Origin of the sequence: Foetidibacter luteolus, assembly GCF_009650435.1 — a bacterium.
Taxonomy (GTDB): domain Bacteria; phylum Bacteroidota; class Bacteroidia; order Chitinophagales; family Chitinophagaceae; genus Foetidibacter; species Foetidibacter luteolus.
In genome coordinates this window covers 42,249-58,315 of record NZ_VVIP01000069.1, presented here as the reverse complement: position 1 = coordinate 58,315, position 16,067 = coordinate 42,249, and the positions used below count along the sequence as shown (strand labels likewise).

Here is a 16,067-nt window from a genome sequence, read left to right as displayed (position 1 = left end):
TCATACTCCGGCACAAGGCAAGGCTGCGATGGCCTCACCGGGGTATCCGCTTCAATCCCTCACGCAAAGCGAAGACATGGGCATTTCGTCCTTAGCCCCTCTCCGGGCGGAGAAGAAATGGGTGACGCTTGCAGGAGGGGTTAGTTTCAACTGGTTCTCCATTCCTTCTTTAGCCCCTCTCCGGGCGGAGAAGAAATGGGTGACGCTTGCAGGAGGGTGTTGGTTTCAACTGGTTCTCCATTCCTTCTTTAGCCCCTCTCCGGGCGGGGAAGAAATGGGTGACGCTTGCAGGAGCGTGTTAGTTTCAACTGGTTCTCCATTCCTTCTTAGCCCCTCTCCGGGCGGAGAAGAAATGGGCGACGCTTTCAGGGGGGTGTTAGTTTCAACTGGTTCTCCATTCCTTCTTTAGCCCCTCTCCGGGCGGAGAGGGGTTGGGGTGAGGCCTCAAACATTTTAACAACAAACCATAAAATAACCGATATGGCACATATAGAAGTTTTAGAAGGCGTACCCGGTATAAGAAGCCTTGTAATGTTCAGGCCCGAAACAGGTAAACACCTGTACGAACTGGCCCAGGTATTATTACGTGGTGAGTCAACCCTTTCCGAAGCAGAAAGGGAACTCATTGCTACTTACGTTTCGCACCGCAACAACTGCATGTTCTGCCGTAACAGCCATGCTGCTGCGGCAAGGTGTTTGTACGGCGATGAAGCCAACCTTGTTGACGAAGTACTGGCAGACGTAACTACTGCGCACATCAGCGATAAACTGAAAGCATTGCTCAACATTGCAGGCAAAGTACAGGTGCTGGGCAAAGAGGTAACCCAGCAGGATATTGACGCTGCTAAACTGCTCGGCGCTACTGACCGGGAGCTGCACGATACTGTGTTGATAGCTGCCACCTTCTCCATGTTCAACAGGTATGTGGATGGGCTGGCCAGCTTTACACCCACAGATCCTGAGGCTTATAAAGAAATGGGCAAGCGCATGACGGAGAAAGGTTATGTATTGCCAACGCCGGTTGCAAGCTGACAGTAATAAAAATGATTGAAAGCACAATAAAGCCAACGGCTTCCTGCCCCTCTCCGGGCGGAGAGGGGTTGGGGTGAGGCGCAATTAAAATTCTTAACCAGGTTTGTCAGCCTGAGCCTGTCGAAGGCCTGTCGAAGCCGGTTTCGACAGGCTCAACCCGGCAGCCTTATTCCTGGTATTAACTTTTAATAAAAATATAAACAACAAAAATGGCACACATAGATTTACAAAACGACCTGCCCGGTATTCGCGGGCCAATGCTTTACAGCCCTGCCACCGCAAAGCCTTTAAATGCACTGGCCGAAGTGCTGCTGCGGGACGATAACAACAGTCTTTCCCGTGGAGAAAGGGAGTTTATCGGCACGTATGTTTCTTACCTGAACGATTGTTTCTTTTGCCAGAATGTGCATGGGGCTTTGGCTGGTCATTACCTTGATTGTAACATAGAACAAATTGACGGCATTAAACGCGATTTTCTGCAGGCCGATAAATTGTCTGACAAAATGAAAGCATTGTTGCCCATTGCGGCAAGCGTGCAAAAAAGCGGTAAACATGTTACTGCGGAGCAAATTGAAGCAGCCAAAACGGCCGGTGCTACCGATAAAGAAATACACGATACCGTATTGATTGCCGCGGCCTTTTGCATGTATAACCGTTACGTGGATGGCCTGGCCACCTGGGCTCCGCAAGACAGGCAATTTTATGTAAACCGGGCCCCGTCCCGTGCCGCGGAAGGTTACGTGGATTTTGACCTGAGCAAGTAAATAGCATCATAACCAAAACCATTTAAACAAATTTAAAAGTACTCCTTATGACTATTCAAACAGAACCTGTAGGCAGCATTCCCCGGCCGGTTGAATTAATCCAGGGCATGCAGGCGCATGCGGCAGGCGATATCAAAGACAAAGAGCTGGATGCCTTGTTCAACGCGGCACTTGTTGATACCATCCGGCGTTTTGAAGCTACCGGCTCGCCGGTAATAACAGATGGAGAGCAAACTAAGCCAAGCTTTGCCACTTATCCTATAGCGGGGTATCCACACCTTAACCCCAACGGCGTTGTTATTCCTTTTGCGGATGGCCATACCCGCCAGTTACCTAAGCTAACTGCCGGCCCGTTCAGGTACCAGGCTTATGCGGGCAGCTACCTGCAAAAAGCAAAAACACTTACAAGTCTTCCGGTTAAGCAGGCGGTTATTTCAGTTTCGGCTATCAGCCTGCTGTACCCGGCGGAAGGTATTGAAGGCTATACCCGGCAGCAGTTTACAGAAGACCTGCTGAACGAAGCGGAAGCGGACATCAGGAAGAGCTTAACCAACGGCGCATATAATGTACAGGTAGACTTTACCGAAGCCCGTTTATCGCTGAAGCTTGACCCTTCGGGTGGATTGCTCAAATCTTTTATAGACCTGAACAACCTGGTGCTGGAACGCTTTAATCCAGAGGAAAGAAAACGAATTGGTGTACACACCTGTCCTGGTGGGGACCATGACTCCACGCACAGTGCAGACATACCTTATGCCGGCCTTTTACCACTGTTGTTCCAATTGAAGGCAGGGAGTTTTTACCTGGAGTATGCCGGGGAAAAAGATAAGCTATCTGTACTGGCATCCATCAAAGAAAGCCTTGCACCCGGGCAAACCATTTTCCTGGGCGTTACGGATGTGCTTAACCCTCGCATAGAAACGCCGGAAGAAATAAGGGATACTATACTGGAAGCTTTGGAATACATACCTGTAAGCCAGTTTGGAACCACCGACGACTGTGGGTTTTCACCCTTTGCCGATGATACTTCTACTGCAAGGGATATTGCGTTTGCCAAAATCAAAGCCCGTATAGATGGTACCAGGCTGGCAGAAGAAAAGCTGGGCAAATAAGCTCAATAGAAACGTTTTTGAAACAATTACTTAGAGAAATAACGATTATGCCACATATCAAAGTAAACGAAGACCTGCCCGGCATACGTGCCCTGCTGGCTTTTAGCCCTTCAACAGCGGCCCCTATTGGTGAACTTGCAGACCTGTTGCTGCGCAGCAACGAAGGCCTTTCCATGGCCGAGCGTGAACTGATAGCTACTTATGTTTCTTACCTCAACGATTGTTTTTACTGCCACCACTCCCACGGGGAAATAGCTGTTTGCTACCTGGATGGCGACAGGGCCACCGTTGACCAGGTAAGAAACGATTATACGCAGGCCAATATTCCGGCAAAGCTGAAAGCGTTACTGAACATAGCCGGGCATGCACAAAAAGGCGGTAAGTATGTAACAGCAGAAGATGTAGCATTCGCAAAAAGCGAAGGCGCTACGGATAAAGATATACACGATACCGTACTGATAACGGCACTGTTCTGCATGTTTAACAGGTATGTGGATGGCCTTGCTGCCAACACACCCAAAGACCTTTCCACCTACCCCGCAAGGGCAAAACAGATAGCCGAGAAAGGCTATGGCAGCCATGTGTACACGCAGCCTGCGCCGGTAGCAGTGTAAGGCTGTTTATCAGTTGCCGGAGGCAACAGAAACAAGGCTATACTGCGGGAAAAGCTCCATAGCGAATCCAGCCGCAGAAGAGTGCGACGCAAGTAAAGCTTAATTAGTAGCCTACTGCCGGGCCCATAAAAATACTCCCCTTCAGGGGATGGGGCGTCGGCCCCATAAAATTGCTGTAACAGCTTTACGGGGCTAAGAATTACGAGGAGAATGAAGTTAACTGCATAAAGTTTAACGACAGTAACATACACATTTGAAAACGATAGTTCATTAACAATTTTTTTACCCTTTTTATTAACCAAACAACTTGCTGTATGAGAAAATGCAAGCCAATTGTAATGTGCCTGCTATGGCTGCTGGTTATGCCACTGGCATTACTTGCCCAAAGCAGGGTTATTACCGGCAAAATTACCGATGCTACCGGCGGCCCTGTTGCCGGTGTAACTATTATGGTAAAACAGTCTAACCTCGGCACTATTTCAGATGCTGACGGAAAATTTACTTTAACGGTGCCGGCAGGCGCCACTGGCATTACAGTGAATGCCACAGGCTACAAATCTCAAAATATTTCGCTGGAAGCCGGTACTGCTGCCCTTGACATTAAGCTGGAAGAAGACGCGGCCCGGCTGGATGAAGTGGTGGTTACAGGCCTTGCCACCAGCGTAAAGCGAAGAAACCTGGCCAATACCGTGGCCACCATATCCAGCAAACAATTATCGGGCATAGCGCCGGCACAAACGCTGGATGGTGCCCTGTCAGGTAAAATTCCGGGTGCGTTTATCAACTCCAATTCAGGTGCGCCGGGTGGCGGCAGTTCTGTAAAACTGCGTGGCGTTACATCTGTATATGGCAATACGCAACCATTGTATGTAGTGGATGGCGTGTTTATAGATAATACGGCTACCTCCGCTGGTCTAAATGCGGTTACTGTTGCTGCATCCGGCGGTGCAGCCACCTCTAACCAGGATAACCCCTCCAGCCGTGTTTCTGATATACGTGCGGAAGACATTGAAAACATAGAGATACTGAAGGGAGCTTCCGCTGCGGCAATCTATGGTTCCAAAGCCTCTGCAGGTGTTATTATCATTACCACTAAAAAAGGCCGGCAGGGCAAAACAAGCATTACTGTTTCGCAGGACCTGGGGCAGATACGTGCCAGGAAGCTGCTTGGTGTTAGAGAGTTTACTGCAGACAGGGCTGCCAGCCTTTCCTCAGACCCGGCTACCAGCGAGGCCCTGAAGCAACAGTTTATTGATGCACAATCAGCAGGCCGTATTTATGACTATGAGAAAGAAATTTACGGTAATACCGGCTTTGCCAGGAATACCATATTGAGCATGAGCGGTGGTGGAGAGAAAACTGGTTTTTACTTTTCTGTTTCCAGCAAAAAAGAAAACGGTATTGTAAAAAACACCGGCTACAGCAATACATCCGTAAGGCTGAATGTTGACCACAGGATAAATGACAATATCAAGATAGGGATAAGTTCCAACTACATCAACTCATCTGCAGACAGGGGGCTTTCCGGCAACGATAATGCCGGTGTGTCGCTGGGCATCGCCCTGTCTTCCACACCTTCGTTTGCAGAGCTTCACCCGGATAAGGACGGTAACTATCCCAACAATAATTTTGCTGCTTCCAACCCGCTTCAAACCATCGCGTTGATGCGGAACAATGAATCTGTTAACCGCTTTATCACTGGCGCTAACATAGATATTACCCTGCAAAAGGGCAGCAAGAGCAATACCAGGTTTATTGGCAAAGGCGGCGTTGATTTTTACAACCTGCAAACCAATGCGCTGTTCCCCGGTACGCTGCAGTTCCAGGCGGTTAACAAGGGTACATCCATACAAGGCTTTACCAAAAACCTTAACACAAACTATATACTCTCCCTGGTAAATGCTTTTACGCCCTCTGATAAATTATCCCTTACTACTTCAGCCGGTATTACGCAGGAAAGAGGCGATTACAACAACCTGCTTAACGTGGCTACACAAATTATTTCCGGTCAATCTAACGTAGACCAGGCGGGCTCCTTAACTGCTACGCAGTTCAGGACCAAATACCAGAACGATGGCATTTTTGTGCAGGAAGAAGCCACTATTGCTGATGCTGTTACCTTAACTGCCGGTATGCGGTTTGACCGCTCCAGCAATAATGGCGATGTTAAAAAGTACTATGCTTATCCAAAAGCTGCCGTATCATGGAACCTTACCAGGATGGGCTTTTTGCAAAACAGCTTCTTTGACAACCTGAAGCTGAGGGCAGCTTATGGCGAAGCCACCAACGTACCCGCCTATGGCAGTAAGTTTACTTCGGCAGTGGTATCTAACATTGCCGGCTACCCGGGTTCTATTATCAATATTCAGAAAGGCGACCCTTCTATAAGGCCGGAACGCCAGAAAGAATTTGAAGCGGGCCTGGATTTTAGTGTACTAAAAGGCCGGATTGGGTTTGAGTTTACTTACTACACTAAAAAAATCAACGACTTTTTGATGCTTGGCAGCCTGCCCGCTTCTTCTGGCTTCTCAACAAAATGGCTTAATGCGGGAGACCTGCGCAACAGGGGCATTGAAATTGGGGTTAACGCCAGGATCATCCAGTCAAGAACAATTAGCTGGAACAGTTCTGTTAACTTCTGGCGCAACCGGTCGCTGGTAACAAGATTCGTAATACCACCCATACCGCAAGGCTCATTCGGGTATGTGCTGGGTTCATTCCAGGTTGAGCAGGGTAAGCCTGCCACGCAGATTGTTGGCCTTAACGGCATGGGCGTAGGTGTGCTGGGCGATGCCGAACCACGCTTCCAGATGAGTACTTACAATGAGATTACTTTCAGGAACAGGCTGAGCCTTCGCTTTTTAATGCATTGGAAAAAAGGCGGCCAGAATGTTAACCTTACTTCTTTACAAAATGATTTTGGCGGCACCAGTGCCGACTTTGACCAGGTAACCAACAAGCTGGGCGTACCCGATGGCATTTACCGTATTATGCAGGTAGGTACAACCGCAGACCAGTTTGTAAAAGATGCCAGTTACCTGCGCCTTCGTGAAATAGGGTTGTATTATTCCATCCCCAAAATGCCTGTAAACTTTGTAAAAGGTATAAGGGTAGGTATATCGCTCAACAATTATCTTACCATTACCAAATACAAATCCTACGATCCTGAGGTATCCAACTTTGGAACAGGTTTTTCAACTGGTGTGGATGTATTACCGTATCCCGCAACCAAGCGTGCAGACTTTCACCTGTCATTTGATTTTTAAAAACTACAAACATGAAAAAAGTAATTCATATATTTTTCACTGTGCTGCTTGCTAACATATTGCTTTTGTCTTCCTGCAAAAAAGATTACGGCAACCTTAACAGCCCCACCGTGGAGCAGTTTTTAAACAATGCTACCAAAAGCGAATTAAACAACCTGGTAAGCGGCGCCGAATCAGGCATGCGCAACAATATTGCGCTCTACCTGGATGATGTAGGTACCATCGGCCGGGAAGGTTACCGTTTTTCCGGCTCGGAGCCAAGGTATGTAACCGATTTATTGGGCGCTAACGAAGGCGGCCTCAGCAACAGCAATTTCTATATTACCAATCCGTGGGCATCAAGGTACAGGGTAGTGAAAAATTGTAATATCCTGCTGCAGGCAGTCAATAATTCATCCCTTATTACGGCTGCGGAAAAGGCTGGCTATGCTGGTTTTGCAAAAACAATTAAAGCCTACCAGTTATTGCTCAACCTTAACCTTACAGACTCCAATGGCATCAGGATAGACGTTGCAGACCCTGATAACCTTGGCCCCATCGTTAACAGAAACGATGCCTTAGCCGCCATTGCGGCTTTGCTTGATGAAGCCAAAGCAGACTTGTCGGGTGCTTCCGTGGCGTTTCCATTGGCTGGTTTTGCCGGCTTTAGCGATGCCGGCGGTTTGCTGAAAGTAAACCGTGCACTGGCTGCAAGGGTGGCGGTGTACCGCCAGCAGTGGGATGAAGCATTGGCCTCGCTTAATGCTTCCTTCTTTAGCCTGGATGGTGCATTTGCAACAGGTGTTAACCATGTATTCAGCACCGGATCCGGGGACCAGCTTAACCCGGCCTTCATACCGCAGAATCAAACCGGTGAAGTAAGGGTGGCGCATCCTTCTTACGCTGCGGATATTGAAGCTGGTGACGACAGGATTGGCAAAGCCACTTTACGCAATGCCAATGCCTCTCTCAACGGGTTAAGCAGCAACAGGGATGTTTGGGTATACACATCTGCCACGGGTAGTATGCCCATCATCCGTAACGAAGAGCTGATACTGATATATGCAGAAGCTAATATTCAAAAAAACAACCTGGCAGATGCGGTTACAGCCATTAATGTTATCAGGAAAGGCCATAAGCTAAATGACTATGCCGGGGCCGTAACGCAGGCGGCGTTAATTACGGAAATGCTTAAGCAGCGCCGTTACTCACTGTTTTACGAAGGGCACCGCTGGATTGATATGCGCCGCTACAACCGGTTAAACCAACTGCCGCTTGACAGGCCGGCAGATGATACCTGGACAAAATTTCCCTTACCGGTTAGTGAGAATTAGGCATAGGAACACGCTTTTTTTTGCATTAAATTTATTTCCTAACATTAAAAAATAAAGGAGGTTACTATGTCAGATGAAGCAACGCTTGACAATCAAAAGTCCATCCTGGAAAACCAGGAAGCCATTCTAAAAAATCAGTCAACCATTATCAGCAACCAGGAAGGCATTCTTAAAAACCAGGAGGAAATTAAAAGCAACCAGGCTGTTATTGCCGGCAACCAATCCAGCATAATTGATAATCAAAAGCAGATTGTTGATAACCAGGCATTGCTGAATGTTATTGCAAAAACGCAGGGTTATATCCTCAATGCTGTAAGAAAAGCTGGCGGCGAGGCAGAATCTCAGGAAGAGACCAATAAATTCCTGGAAGGCCTTAAGAACGAAATACAGGCTGCCGTAAAACCACACCTGGCAGATCCTACCCCTTTGTAGCAATGCGTTAATGTGCTTAAGAACTTAAGATGTGGCCTGTTGCTGCACAGCGGCAGGCCATGTTTTTAAATGCTGCCCATGCTGTTAGCCTGGGTAAGACATTTTTATAGGCCCGGCAGGAGGTGCCCCATCCCCTGAAGGGGAGTTTAGCCCTTGCATGGCAAACGCTTTTTATGTACCCGGCAGTAGGAGCTATTATGAGGCTTTACTTGCGTCGCACTCTTGTACGGTGGGATACGCTATTCAGCTTTTCCCGCAAGGTAGCTTATGCTTTTGTAAAGCAACCAATTGCACATAATGCCAACAGCCTTACTAGAGGCTGTTGCTATCTGACCACCATGAAAAGTTGTCAGAGATGATGATTTCGTTCTTCTCAAAATGAAGAGTTGTCTTCATTGGAATGGTTCTGTAATGCAAATGATATTTGTCAGCAAGTTGTCGTATCTCTGGCGTGTCGTCATATGTCAACATGAATTTCCCTTTGAGCTGCGAAGTCAATTCAAAAAGTCTTTCGTGGTCAATGTCAAAGTATGTATAAAGCCGTTTACCTGCAATGGTGTACGGTGGGTCGATAAAAAAGTAAGCACTGGTATTCTTTAAGTTATGTTCTAAAACTTCAAATGCATCCCCCAATATGAAATTGATTTTATCTTTTACATAGTTAATCGCAAGTATTCTGTCACGCAAAGTTTTAGGATACCAGCGTGAAGCAATTCCTTTTCCGTTTTCGCCATTTTTAATCATGCCCGAACCCTTAGCAAGAATACCTCCATGAAAAACCCTGTTTTTTAAAATAGTACAAAATGCAATGTCTTGGAGTTCTTTGTTTGGGTTTTCTAATTCAGCTTTTACGTTTGCATGTGTCAAATTGTAAGAATAGATTTTGTCTGCAAGCCACTTATTTTTGCCATTTAGAATAACTTCCCAAACCGCTGCAATTTCTTCGTCCATTTCAACCATTGTAATTTTTTCAGCCATTTTTTCAAATGCAGCAGTCAAGCTTACAATACCACCGCCAGCAAAAGGTTCAATTAATTCTTGTACAATTTTGTTTTCTTGTTTTAGCCATTGTCTAACAGTTGGGATTAGCCATGTTTTTCCGCCTGGATAACGAAAAGGGCTACGTTGCGGTACTGACGCAACATTTATAATAGCTTGCCCGATGGACTGTTCGCCTAAGTCGAACATAGTCATTTGATTTTTCATTCTACAACTATGTTTTCAATATTTTCAATGTCAGAAGTGCCTGCTCTTTTAGCATCAAGTTTCTTCTGTAGTATTTCTGTGAACTGGTTGATAGAACCTGCTTCAAATTTTGCGATATGTTCTAAGGCGCTTGCGAATTTGGTGTACACTACTCGTTGAAGTTTAAGCGAAAGAACTTTAGTTTTTTTGTGATGAACAAGGTCGTAGAGAAAGAAAGCAAAATCAGATTCTGCTTTGTCAAATTCGGGAAGTGCTGGCAATGTATTGTAGAAGCCCGTTTGTAATGCAACAACTTGCTTTTTGTTCCATTGCTTCAAGATTGAGCCTTTGGCAATTATTTGAGGAATAAGTCTTTTCCGTGACGAAGAAAGATAATCAGGCTTGGGAAATTTAAAAGCTGGTGTCCAACTAAAGTCTGGTGTCGGGTTCTCCAAATAAGTTGTGAAAGGCCCTGTCAAATTTCCTGATATGTAAACTGCTTGAACTTCAAGCGAACCAAAATCTAAAACTCTGCCTTTGTCGTCATACGAAACTAAAACATAGTCAATATTTCCTGCTGATTTACTATGTTTGTCTTTAAGCCGCACCTCACCTACGTGTGTCCATGTCGCTTTTCCATCAAAAATGAAGTTTGCGGCATCGCTAATAATTGTCCAATCTTCACGAAATCTTATAGGGCAAATAATTACCTGTTTGCCTTTGTAGTTTAAGCTACAAACTCCTAAAGGAAATTCAATGCTGTTTTTAGTACAATTTGAAACAATGTTATTATATGGACATAATTTATTGTCCCGATACCGATTGGCTCTATCGCTTTGGTTTTCAATAGGAAATCCGAAAACTTCGCCTAAAGGTTGTAAATTTTTTTTGTCCATACTCATTCATCAAAAATAGTAAATATTGTCCGTCTTTTTTGTGTCACGGAAGTAATGGTATAAGTTCGCAAGCTGGTCGAGTGTAATAGCCACTAACAGCATAACTGCCCGGTAATTTCACCATGCCGGTTATAAGTTTTAATTTGGCTGTAAGAAAATACATACGTTGATGAAGGAAAACCAGCCCAATTCTCTGCTAAAGGCAGTTGCACCGCAAAAGCGTAATGGTAGTGCAGCGCTACTGCTTCCCGCAGGGGTGGTAGTAGCTTTGTTTTTATTGTGGTGGGCTGTAAGTTATTTCAATTTATTTCCGGCTTATTCATTGCCCTCGCCGTTGGCCGTGGCAAAAAGTTTTAAAGAAGAATTTACCGCCGGCCGCATGGTAAACGATATCATTGCTTCTTTGTGGCGTGTGGTGGTAGGGTTCGTTCTGTCGGCAGTTTTGGGTATTCCTTTGGGTTTGTGGCTGGGGCAACATCTTGCCGGCAGGCAGGCATTTGTGCCGGTACTTAATTTCTTCCGGTTCCTGTCGCCGCTTGCCTGGATACCGTTTGCCATCCTCTGGTTTCATATAGGGGATAAGCCGGCCATCTTCCTGATATTTATGGCAACCTTTTTTCCGTTGGTGCTGGCTACCATGTCAGCCGTTTCCACGATACCCAAAATATACTTTCGCGTAGCGAAAGATTACCATTACAAAGGCAGTGAATTGCTGAACAAAGTAACCTTGCCGGCAGTGCTGCCGCAGGTAATAACGGCCTTGCGTGTAAGTTATGGCATAGCGTGGGTAGTAATAGTAGCGGCGGAAATGGTAGGCTGCCAGGATGGGCTGGGTTACGGTATATGGGAGGCACGCAATGGCCTGCGCCTTGATTCGGCTGTTTGTTATATGATTATTATTGGTGTGCTGGGCATGGCAATGGACCGCCTGCTGGCGCAGTTATCTAAACTTCCTAATGTTCGCTGGGGCTATGAAAGATAAACCGTTTGCAAGCAGGTTAACGCTGGAAAAAGTTTCGCATGACTATAGCGGGCTGGCTGTGCTGCGCAACCTTAACCTGGTAGTACAGCCGGGTGAGTTTGTGGTGCTGGTGGGGCCTTCGGGCTGCGGCAAAACAACGCTGCTTAACCTGCTCTCCGGCCATGTTCTGCCGGTATCGGGAAAGGTGGAGCGGGAAGGCGTTATCCGTACCGTTTACCAGTACGATGGGCTTTTTCCCTGGCTGACTGTTTCTGAAAACATATTGATGGGCTTAAGGGATGAGCAGGACAAAACCCGGCGTAACCAGGAACTGGCAGCTTTGCTGGAGCTGATATACCTGCAGGGCTTTGAAAAGCACTACCCGCACCAGCTATCCGGCGGTATGAAGCAAAGGGTGGAGCTGGCAAGGGTGCTGGCCGGCGATTCAGATATATTGCTGATGGATGAACCTTTCTCAGCACTGGATTATCAAACCCGGTTAAGAATGCGTGCAGAACTGGTGCGGCTGCTGGAAAATAGGCCGCGTACCGTAGTGTTTGTTACGCATGATATTGAAGAGGCGGCACAACTGGCAGACAGGGTGCTGGTATTATCCAACAGGCCGGCCACCATTTGCCGTGAATTTAAGATTGAAGCGCCCAAGCCTAGGGAATTGGCCGATGACGCGGTGATACATGCTATGAAACTTATTTTGCAGGAGCTGGGGTTAAATGCACATGCGGCATTATAAAGTAGGGTTGACGAATGCTGAATTGCCACGTTTGCAATATTGCGGGATGCAGGTTTGTTGTTCAGTAAAGCGGTGGCGTACAAGAGTGCGACGCAACGATGCTTAATAGTACTACTCCTGCCGGGCCCATAAAAATTAGAACCCTTAGGCTGTCAGCCCGAGCCTGTCGAAGGCGGTTTGGTAAAAAGGCGGCTTGCATAACTGGTTTCGACAATGCTTCGATAAACTCAGCATGACAATATTCAACCTGGCATTTGGGTTGCCTATAAAAAATTCTTTATGAAACTAACTATAGCAAAGCTTATTGCGGGCATTGTGGTTATCATTACAACACTGGGCCTGTTGCGTTACCAGCCCTGGAAAACTGATGGCCCGGCTGATGCCCGGGATATTATACACGAGGGCGCTAACAAAAAAGCGGAGCGGTCTTTAACGGTGGGCTACCTGCCGGTAACCTGCCACTTAACATGCCCGGTAACAGATTTTGCATCTAAAACAACAAGGTCTAGTACCAACTTTAATTCAAGGGTTTTTACAGATTTTCCAACAGTGGTAAGCGCATTGCAGGCCAAACAGGTGCAGGCTACATTTATGATAGTACCGTTGGCCATGAAGCTGCGTGAGCAGGGCGTGCCTGTAAAAATATGCTACCTGGGCCACAGGGATGGATCGGAGATTGTGGTGGCCAAAAACAGCAAAGTGAGAAGCCTTACCGACCTTAAAGGGAAAACGGTGGCCATACCCAGCCCCTACAGCAACCAGCATTTTGTAATGAATAAACTGATGGGCGACTACGGCATGCAGCCGGGCGACATCAACTTTGTGATACTGCCGCCACCGGATATGCCTACCTCGCTGGCATCCGGCGCTATTGACGGCTATTTTGTAGGAGAGCCTTTTTGCGCCAAGGCCGAACTGGATGGCACGGGCCGTGTGCTGTATTACGCAAGGGATATATGGCCCAATTTTATATCCTGCGCATTGGTAGTGCATGAAGATTTGATAAAGGAAAACAGGGAAGTGGTTGCAGACCTGGTGCGGGGCATTGCACAGTCTGGCGCATGGGCCGAAACACATAGGGCCGAAGCCGCAAAACTGGCCGCACCTTACTACCGCCAGGATGAAAAAGTGCTGAATTTTGTATTAACCTCCAATCCCCGGCGGGTGAGCTATGTGCAGCTTACGCCTACTGATATTGACCTGCAGCGCATACAGGATATTGGGTTGCAGATGGGGCTGCTGAAAAAGAAAATACCCATGAGCGAATTGATAGACCGTGACTTTGTACCGCCTGTAATAACACCGGCGCCTATTGATAAATCTAAAATACCGGAACCTGTGCGTAAATGATTATCAGCACAGATTGTGCAATATAGTATTGCCTTTTGCCGGTTATAATTCAGCTACACTCAAACTTAATAAGACAAACCTGTCAACATGAAAAAATTTTTATTCTTTGCAGGATTTATACTGTTGTTTGCCATTGAAATACTGCGCATTTATTTTATCATGCCTTTTCCCGGCAGCCAAAAGGCCAATACCATTGATGGCGCTTACTGGATAGCCAATAATATTGTATGGGTACGCCTGCTGGCCATAGCGATGATGATACCAGGCCTGCTGCATTTGTTCAGGCATTCAGCGAAATGGAAAAAGGTAGTAGCCACACTGCTGCTGTTGTTTTACGGTTTTGTGTTCTTTAAATTCAACTACAGGTTTGAGGCAGACAAAATGTTTTACCAGCCCGGTCACAAGCATTTTGCCGGCGCCGCGGATACAACTATAGCCGGCGACAAACTGGTGATAGGCGTGGCCATTAACGGCCAGGCCAAGGCATATCCCATACAAATTATCGGTTATCACCACCAGGTGCGTGATACTGTTGGCAATACACCGGTTATGGTAACCTATTGTACTGTATGCAGAACGGGCAGGGTGTTTAGCCCAACGGTTAACGGAAAGCCTGAAACCTTCAGGCTGGTGGGCATGGACCATTTTAATGCCATGTTTGAAGATGCTACCACCAAAAGCTGGTGGCGGCAGGCCACCGGCCAGGCTATTGCAGGTAAATTAAAAGGGCAGCAGTTGCCGGAAATACCATCTCAGCAGCTAACCTGGGCGGCATGGTTAAAGCAGTACCCGCAATCCACAGTAATGCAGCCGGATACCGTATATAAAAAAGACTACGAAGACCTGGCCGGTTTTGACAAAGGCACTATTGAAAGCAGCCTGGAGAAAAGAGATTCCGGCTCCTGGCAATTTAAATCGTGGGTGGTGGGTGTGGTACACAACAACACCGCCAAGGCTTACGACTGGAATGAGTTGGTAAAAACAGAATTGATACAGGACACTTTGCCCGGCCTGCCCCTGGTAATAGCACTGGAAAAAGACACAGCTTCTTTTCATGTATTCAGCCGCATAGTAGATGGCCAGTCGCTGCGTTTTAGCAAGCAGGCAGGTGTTGACAGCCTTACGGATAACACGGCATCTACCTGGAGCCTGCAGGGCACATGTACCAGCGGCCCTTTGCAGGGTAAGCAGTTGCAGCCCATACAGGCCTACCAGGAGTTCTGGCATTCCTGGCAGCAATTTCATCCCGGTACGTTAAAAAAGGAGTGATGTTGTGTTGATGAGATGAAAGTTAAAGCCAATTGGGGGTGCCCCCAAGCTGCGCAAGGGGTCGGGCTTTCCGCTATTACTCCGCCGCAAAGCCCACACACAAGGCTTCAGCGGGGTAGCCGCTTCAATCCCTCACCCGTGGTGCAGCAGGCTGCTGTTATGGGGAACAAAAAAGTTATTTCTTCTTAGGAGCCGATGGCGCCTGTCTTAACTTTTCCGGCCCGTTGGTAATGAACGATAATAACTCCGGTTGTTGTAACCATACTCTTTGCTAAAGTAAACGCGGCAGGAATAGTTCCCTTGTCAAAAAGCTTTTTGCCCTTACCCAACGTCAAAGGATGAATTTTAAGCCTTAGTTCGTCTACAAGGTCATTCTTAAGCAGCAACTGAACAAGCCCGCTGCTGCCCCAAACGTGAAGATCAAGGCCGTTAGAGTTTTTTAGTTTTTTGATAGCGGCCAGGTTTTTTATCACTGCCGAGTTTTTCCAGCCGGCAATCAGCGGGTCAGATTTTTTCATGCTTTTGGAGAACACGTATTTGGTACCCTCGTTAACAGCCGGCCATACGTCCCCATGTTCAGGCCAATAGGGGGCCCAGATTTCAAAGGTTGTTCGTCCCAAAAGATAGTCTGCAGGTTTCATCTCCTGCTGTACTACCTTGTTGTAAAGTTTGTCGCCATACGGCGCCACCCAGCCGCCATATTTAAAACCTCCGGATGTATCTTCCTTAGGCCCACCGGGCGCCTGTATAACCCCATCCAATGTGATCATCGATAAAACAACTATTTTTCTCATATTGGTTTGCCTCCGTTTTACTTTTTTGAAGTTTTTAAAATTCTATTGTTATTGTACAAATTTCGCCAGGAAAGGCCTTGCTGCTCCAGTGTAAATGTGACAATGTTAGCGGCTGAATGCGACAATGGATGAGGTCTGATGCTATTCTATTGCGTCCGTCAATTTGCAAGTGTTGCCCCAAAAAGTTTCTCATAAAAGAACGCTGCAATAACAAATGTAACAGGCGAGCCAATTACAGTCCAGATGATGACTGGTACCTTGTTATCCCTGATTAGCTGTTGCTTGTAAAACCATACAATTATCAAAATTGTTAGCGTAGCCAATGCCA

At 46.8% G+C, this 16,067-nt stretch carries 15 protein-coding genes; 12 read left to right on the top strand and 3 right to left on the bottom strand.

The features are described from left to right. The 8 genes from F0364_RS29040 to F0364_RS22935 all read left to right on the top strand — a co-directional run. Nucleotides 1-409, top strand: a 409-nt coding sequence (locus F0364_RS29040; RefSeq protein WP_207632838.1) for a hypothetical protein, incomplete at its 5' end; no start/stop codon positions are given. A 71-nt stretch (nt 410-480) separates the two neighbouring features. Beyond that, the gene (locus F0364_RS22965) at nt 481-1,032 is read left to right on the top strand and encodes a carboxymuconolactone decarboxylase family protein (RefSeq protein WP_153800163.1); all 552 of its coding nucleotides are present in this window, start codon (nt 481-483) and stop codon (nt 1,030-1,032) included. Between the two features lie 209 nt (nt 1,033-1,241). Next, complete coding sequence (locus F0364_RS22960) at nt 1,242-1,796, top strand: carboxymuconolactone decarboxylase family protein (protein WP_153800162.1); 555 nt, start codon at nt 1,242-1,244, stop codon at nt 1,794-1,796. A 47-nt stretch (nt 1,797-1,843) separates the two neighbouring features. Then, nucleotides 1,844-2,908, top strand: a complete 1,065-nt coding sequence (locus F0364_RS22955; protein ID WP_153800161.1) for a cobalamin-independent methionine synthase II family protein — start codon at nt 1,844-1,846, stop codon at nt 2,906-2,908. Between the two features lie 47 nt (nt 2,909-2,955). Further along, nucleotides 2,956-3,522 carry a carboxymuconolactone decarboxylase family protein gene (locus F0364_RS22950; protein ID WP_153800160.1) on the top strand — a complete coding sequence of 189 codons (567 nt, stop codon included), beginning with the start codon at nt 2,956-2,958 and terminating at the stop codon, nt 3,520-3,522. 314 nt (nt 3,523-3,836) lie between these two features. Beyond that, nucleotides 3,837-6,788 (top strand): SusC/RagA family TonB-linked outer membrane protein, encoded by a 2,952-nt coding sequence (locus F0364_RS22945; RefSeq protein ID WP_153800159.1) that lies wholly within the window; start codon nt 3,837-3,839, stop codon nt 6,786-6,788. Nucleotides 6,789-6,799: 11 nt separating this feature from the next. Then, nucleotides 6,800-8,101: a RagB/SusD family nutrient uptake outer membrane protein gene (locus tag F0364_RS22940; RefSeq protein WP_153800158.1), complete on the top strand. Its 1,302-nt coding sequence runs from the start codon at nt 6,800-6,802 to the stop codon at nt 8,099-8,101. 66 nt (nt 8,102-8,167) lie between these two features. Further along, nucleotides 8,168-8,533, top strand: a complete 366-nt coding sequence (locus F0364_RS22935) for a hypothetical protein (RefSeq protein WP_153800157.1) — start codon at nt 8,168-8,170, stop codon at nt 8,531-8,533. Between the two features lie 312 nt (nt 8,534-8,845). Here the strand turns inward: F0364_RS22935 and F0364_RS22930 are convergent, their stop codons facing one another. Beyond that, the gene (locus F0364_RS22930) at nt 8,846-9,739 is read right to left on the bottom strand and encodes a DNA adenine methylase (protein ID WP_207632837.1); all 894 of its coding nucleotides are present in this window, start codon (nt 9,737-9,739) and stop codon (nt 8,846-8,848) included. Then, nucleotides 9,736-10,614 carry a NotI family restriction endonuclease gene (locus F0364_RS22925; protein ID WP_153800156.1) on the bottom strand — a complete coding sequence of 293 codons (879 nt, stop codon included), beginning with the start codon at nt 10,612-10,614 and terminating at the stop codon, nt 9,736-9,738. Before F0364_RS22925 ends, F0364_RS22930 begins: the two co-directional genes overlap by 4 nt. Nucleotides 10,615-10,783: 169 nt before the next feature. On the opposite strand from F0364_RS22925, the gene F0364_RS22920 reads away from it, so the two are divergent. The 4 genes from F0364_RS22920 (at nt 10,784) to F0364_RS22905 (ending at nt 14,945) form a co-directional block, all read left to right on the top strand. Next, entirely contained in the window at nt 10,784-11,596 is an 813-nt protein-coding gene (locus F0364_RS22920; protein WP_153800155.1) for an ABC transporter permease, read from the top strand. Then, complete coding sequence (locus tag F0364_RS22915) at nt 11,586-12,326, top strand: ABC transporter ATP-binding protein (RefSeq protein WP_207632836.1); 741 nt, start codon at nt 11,586-11,588, stop codon at nt 12,324-12,326. The genes F0364_RS22920 and F0364_RS22915 overlap by 11 nt, the downstream gene beginning before the upstream one ends. Nucleotides 12,327-12,605: 279 nt before the next feature. Next, nucleotides 12,606-13,676 (top strand): ABC transporter substrate-binding protein, encoded by a 1,071-nt coding sequence (locus F0364_RS22910; RefSeq protein WP_153800153.1) that lies wholly within the window; start codon nt 12,606-12,608, stop codon nt 13,674-13,676. 87 nt (nt 13,677-13,763) lie between these two features. Beyond that, nucleotides 13,764-14,945 (top strand): DUF3179 domain-containing (seleno)protein, encoded by a 1,182-nt coding sequence (locus F0364_RS22905; RefSeq protein ID WP_153800152.1) that lies wholly within the window; start codon nt 13,764-13,766, stop codon nt 14,943-14,945. 185 nt (nt 14,946-15,130) lie between these two features. Here the strand turns inward: F0364_RS22905 and F0364_RS22900 are convergent, their stop codons facing one another. Then, nucleotides 15,131-15,739 carry a dihydrofolate reductase family protein gene (locus tag F0364_RS22900; RefSeq protein WP_153800151.1) on the bottom strand — a complete coding sequence of 203 codons (609 nt, stop codon included), beginning with the start codon at nt 15,737-15,739 and terminating at the stop codon, nt 15,131-15,133. Nucleotides 15,740-16,067: the final 328 nt, after the last annotated feature.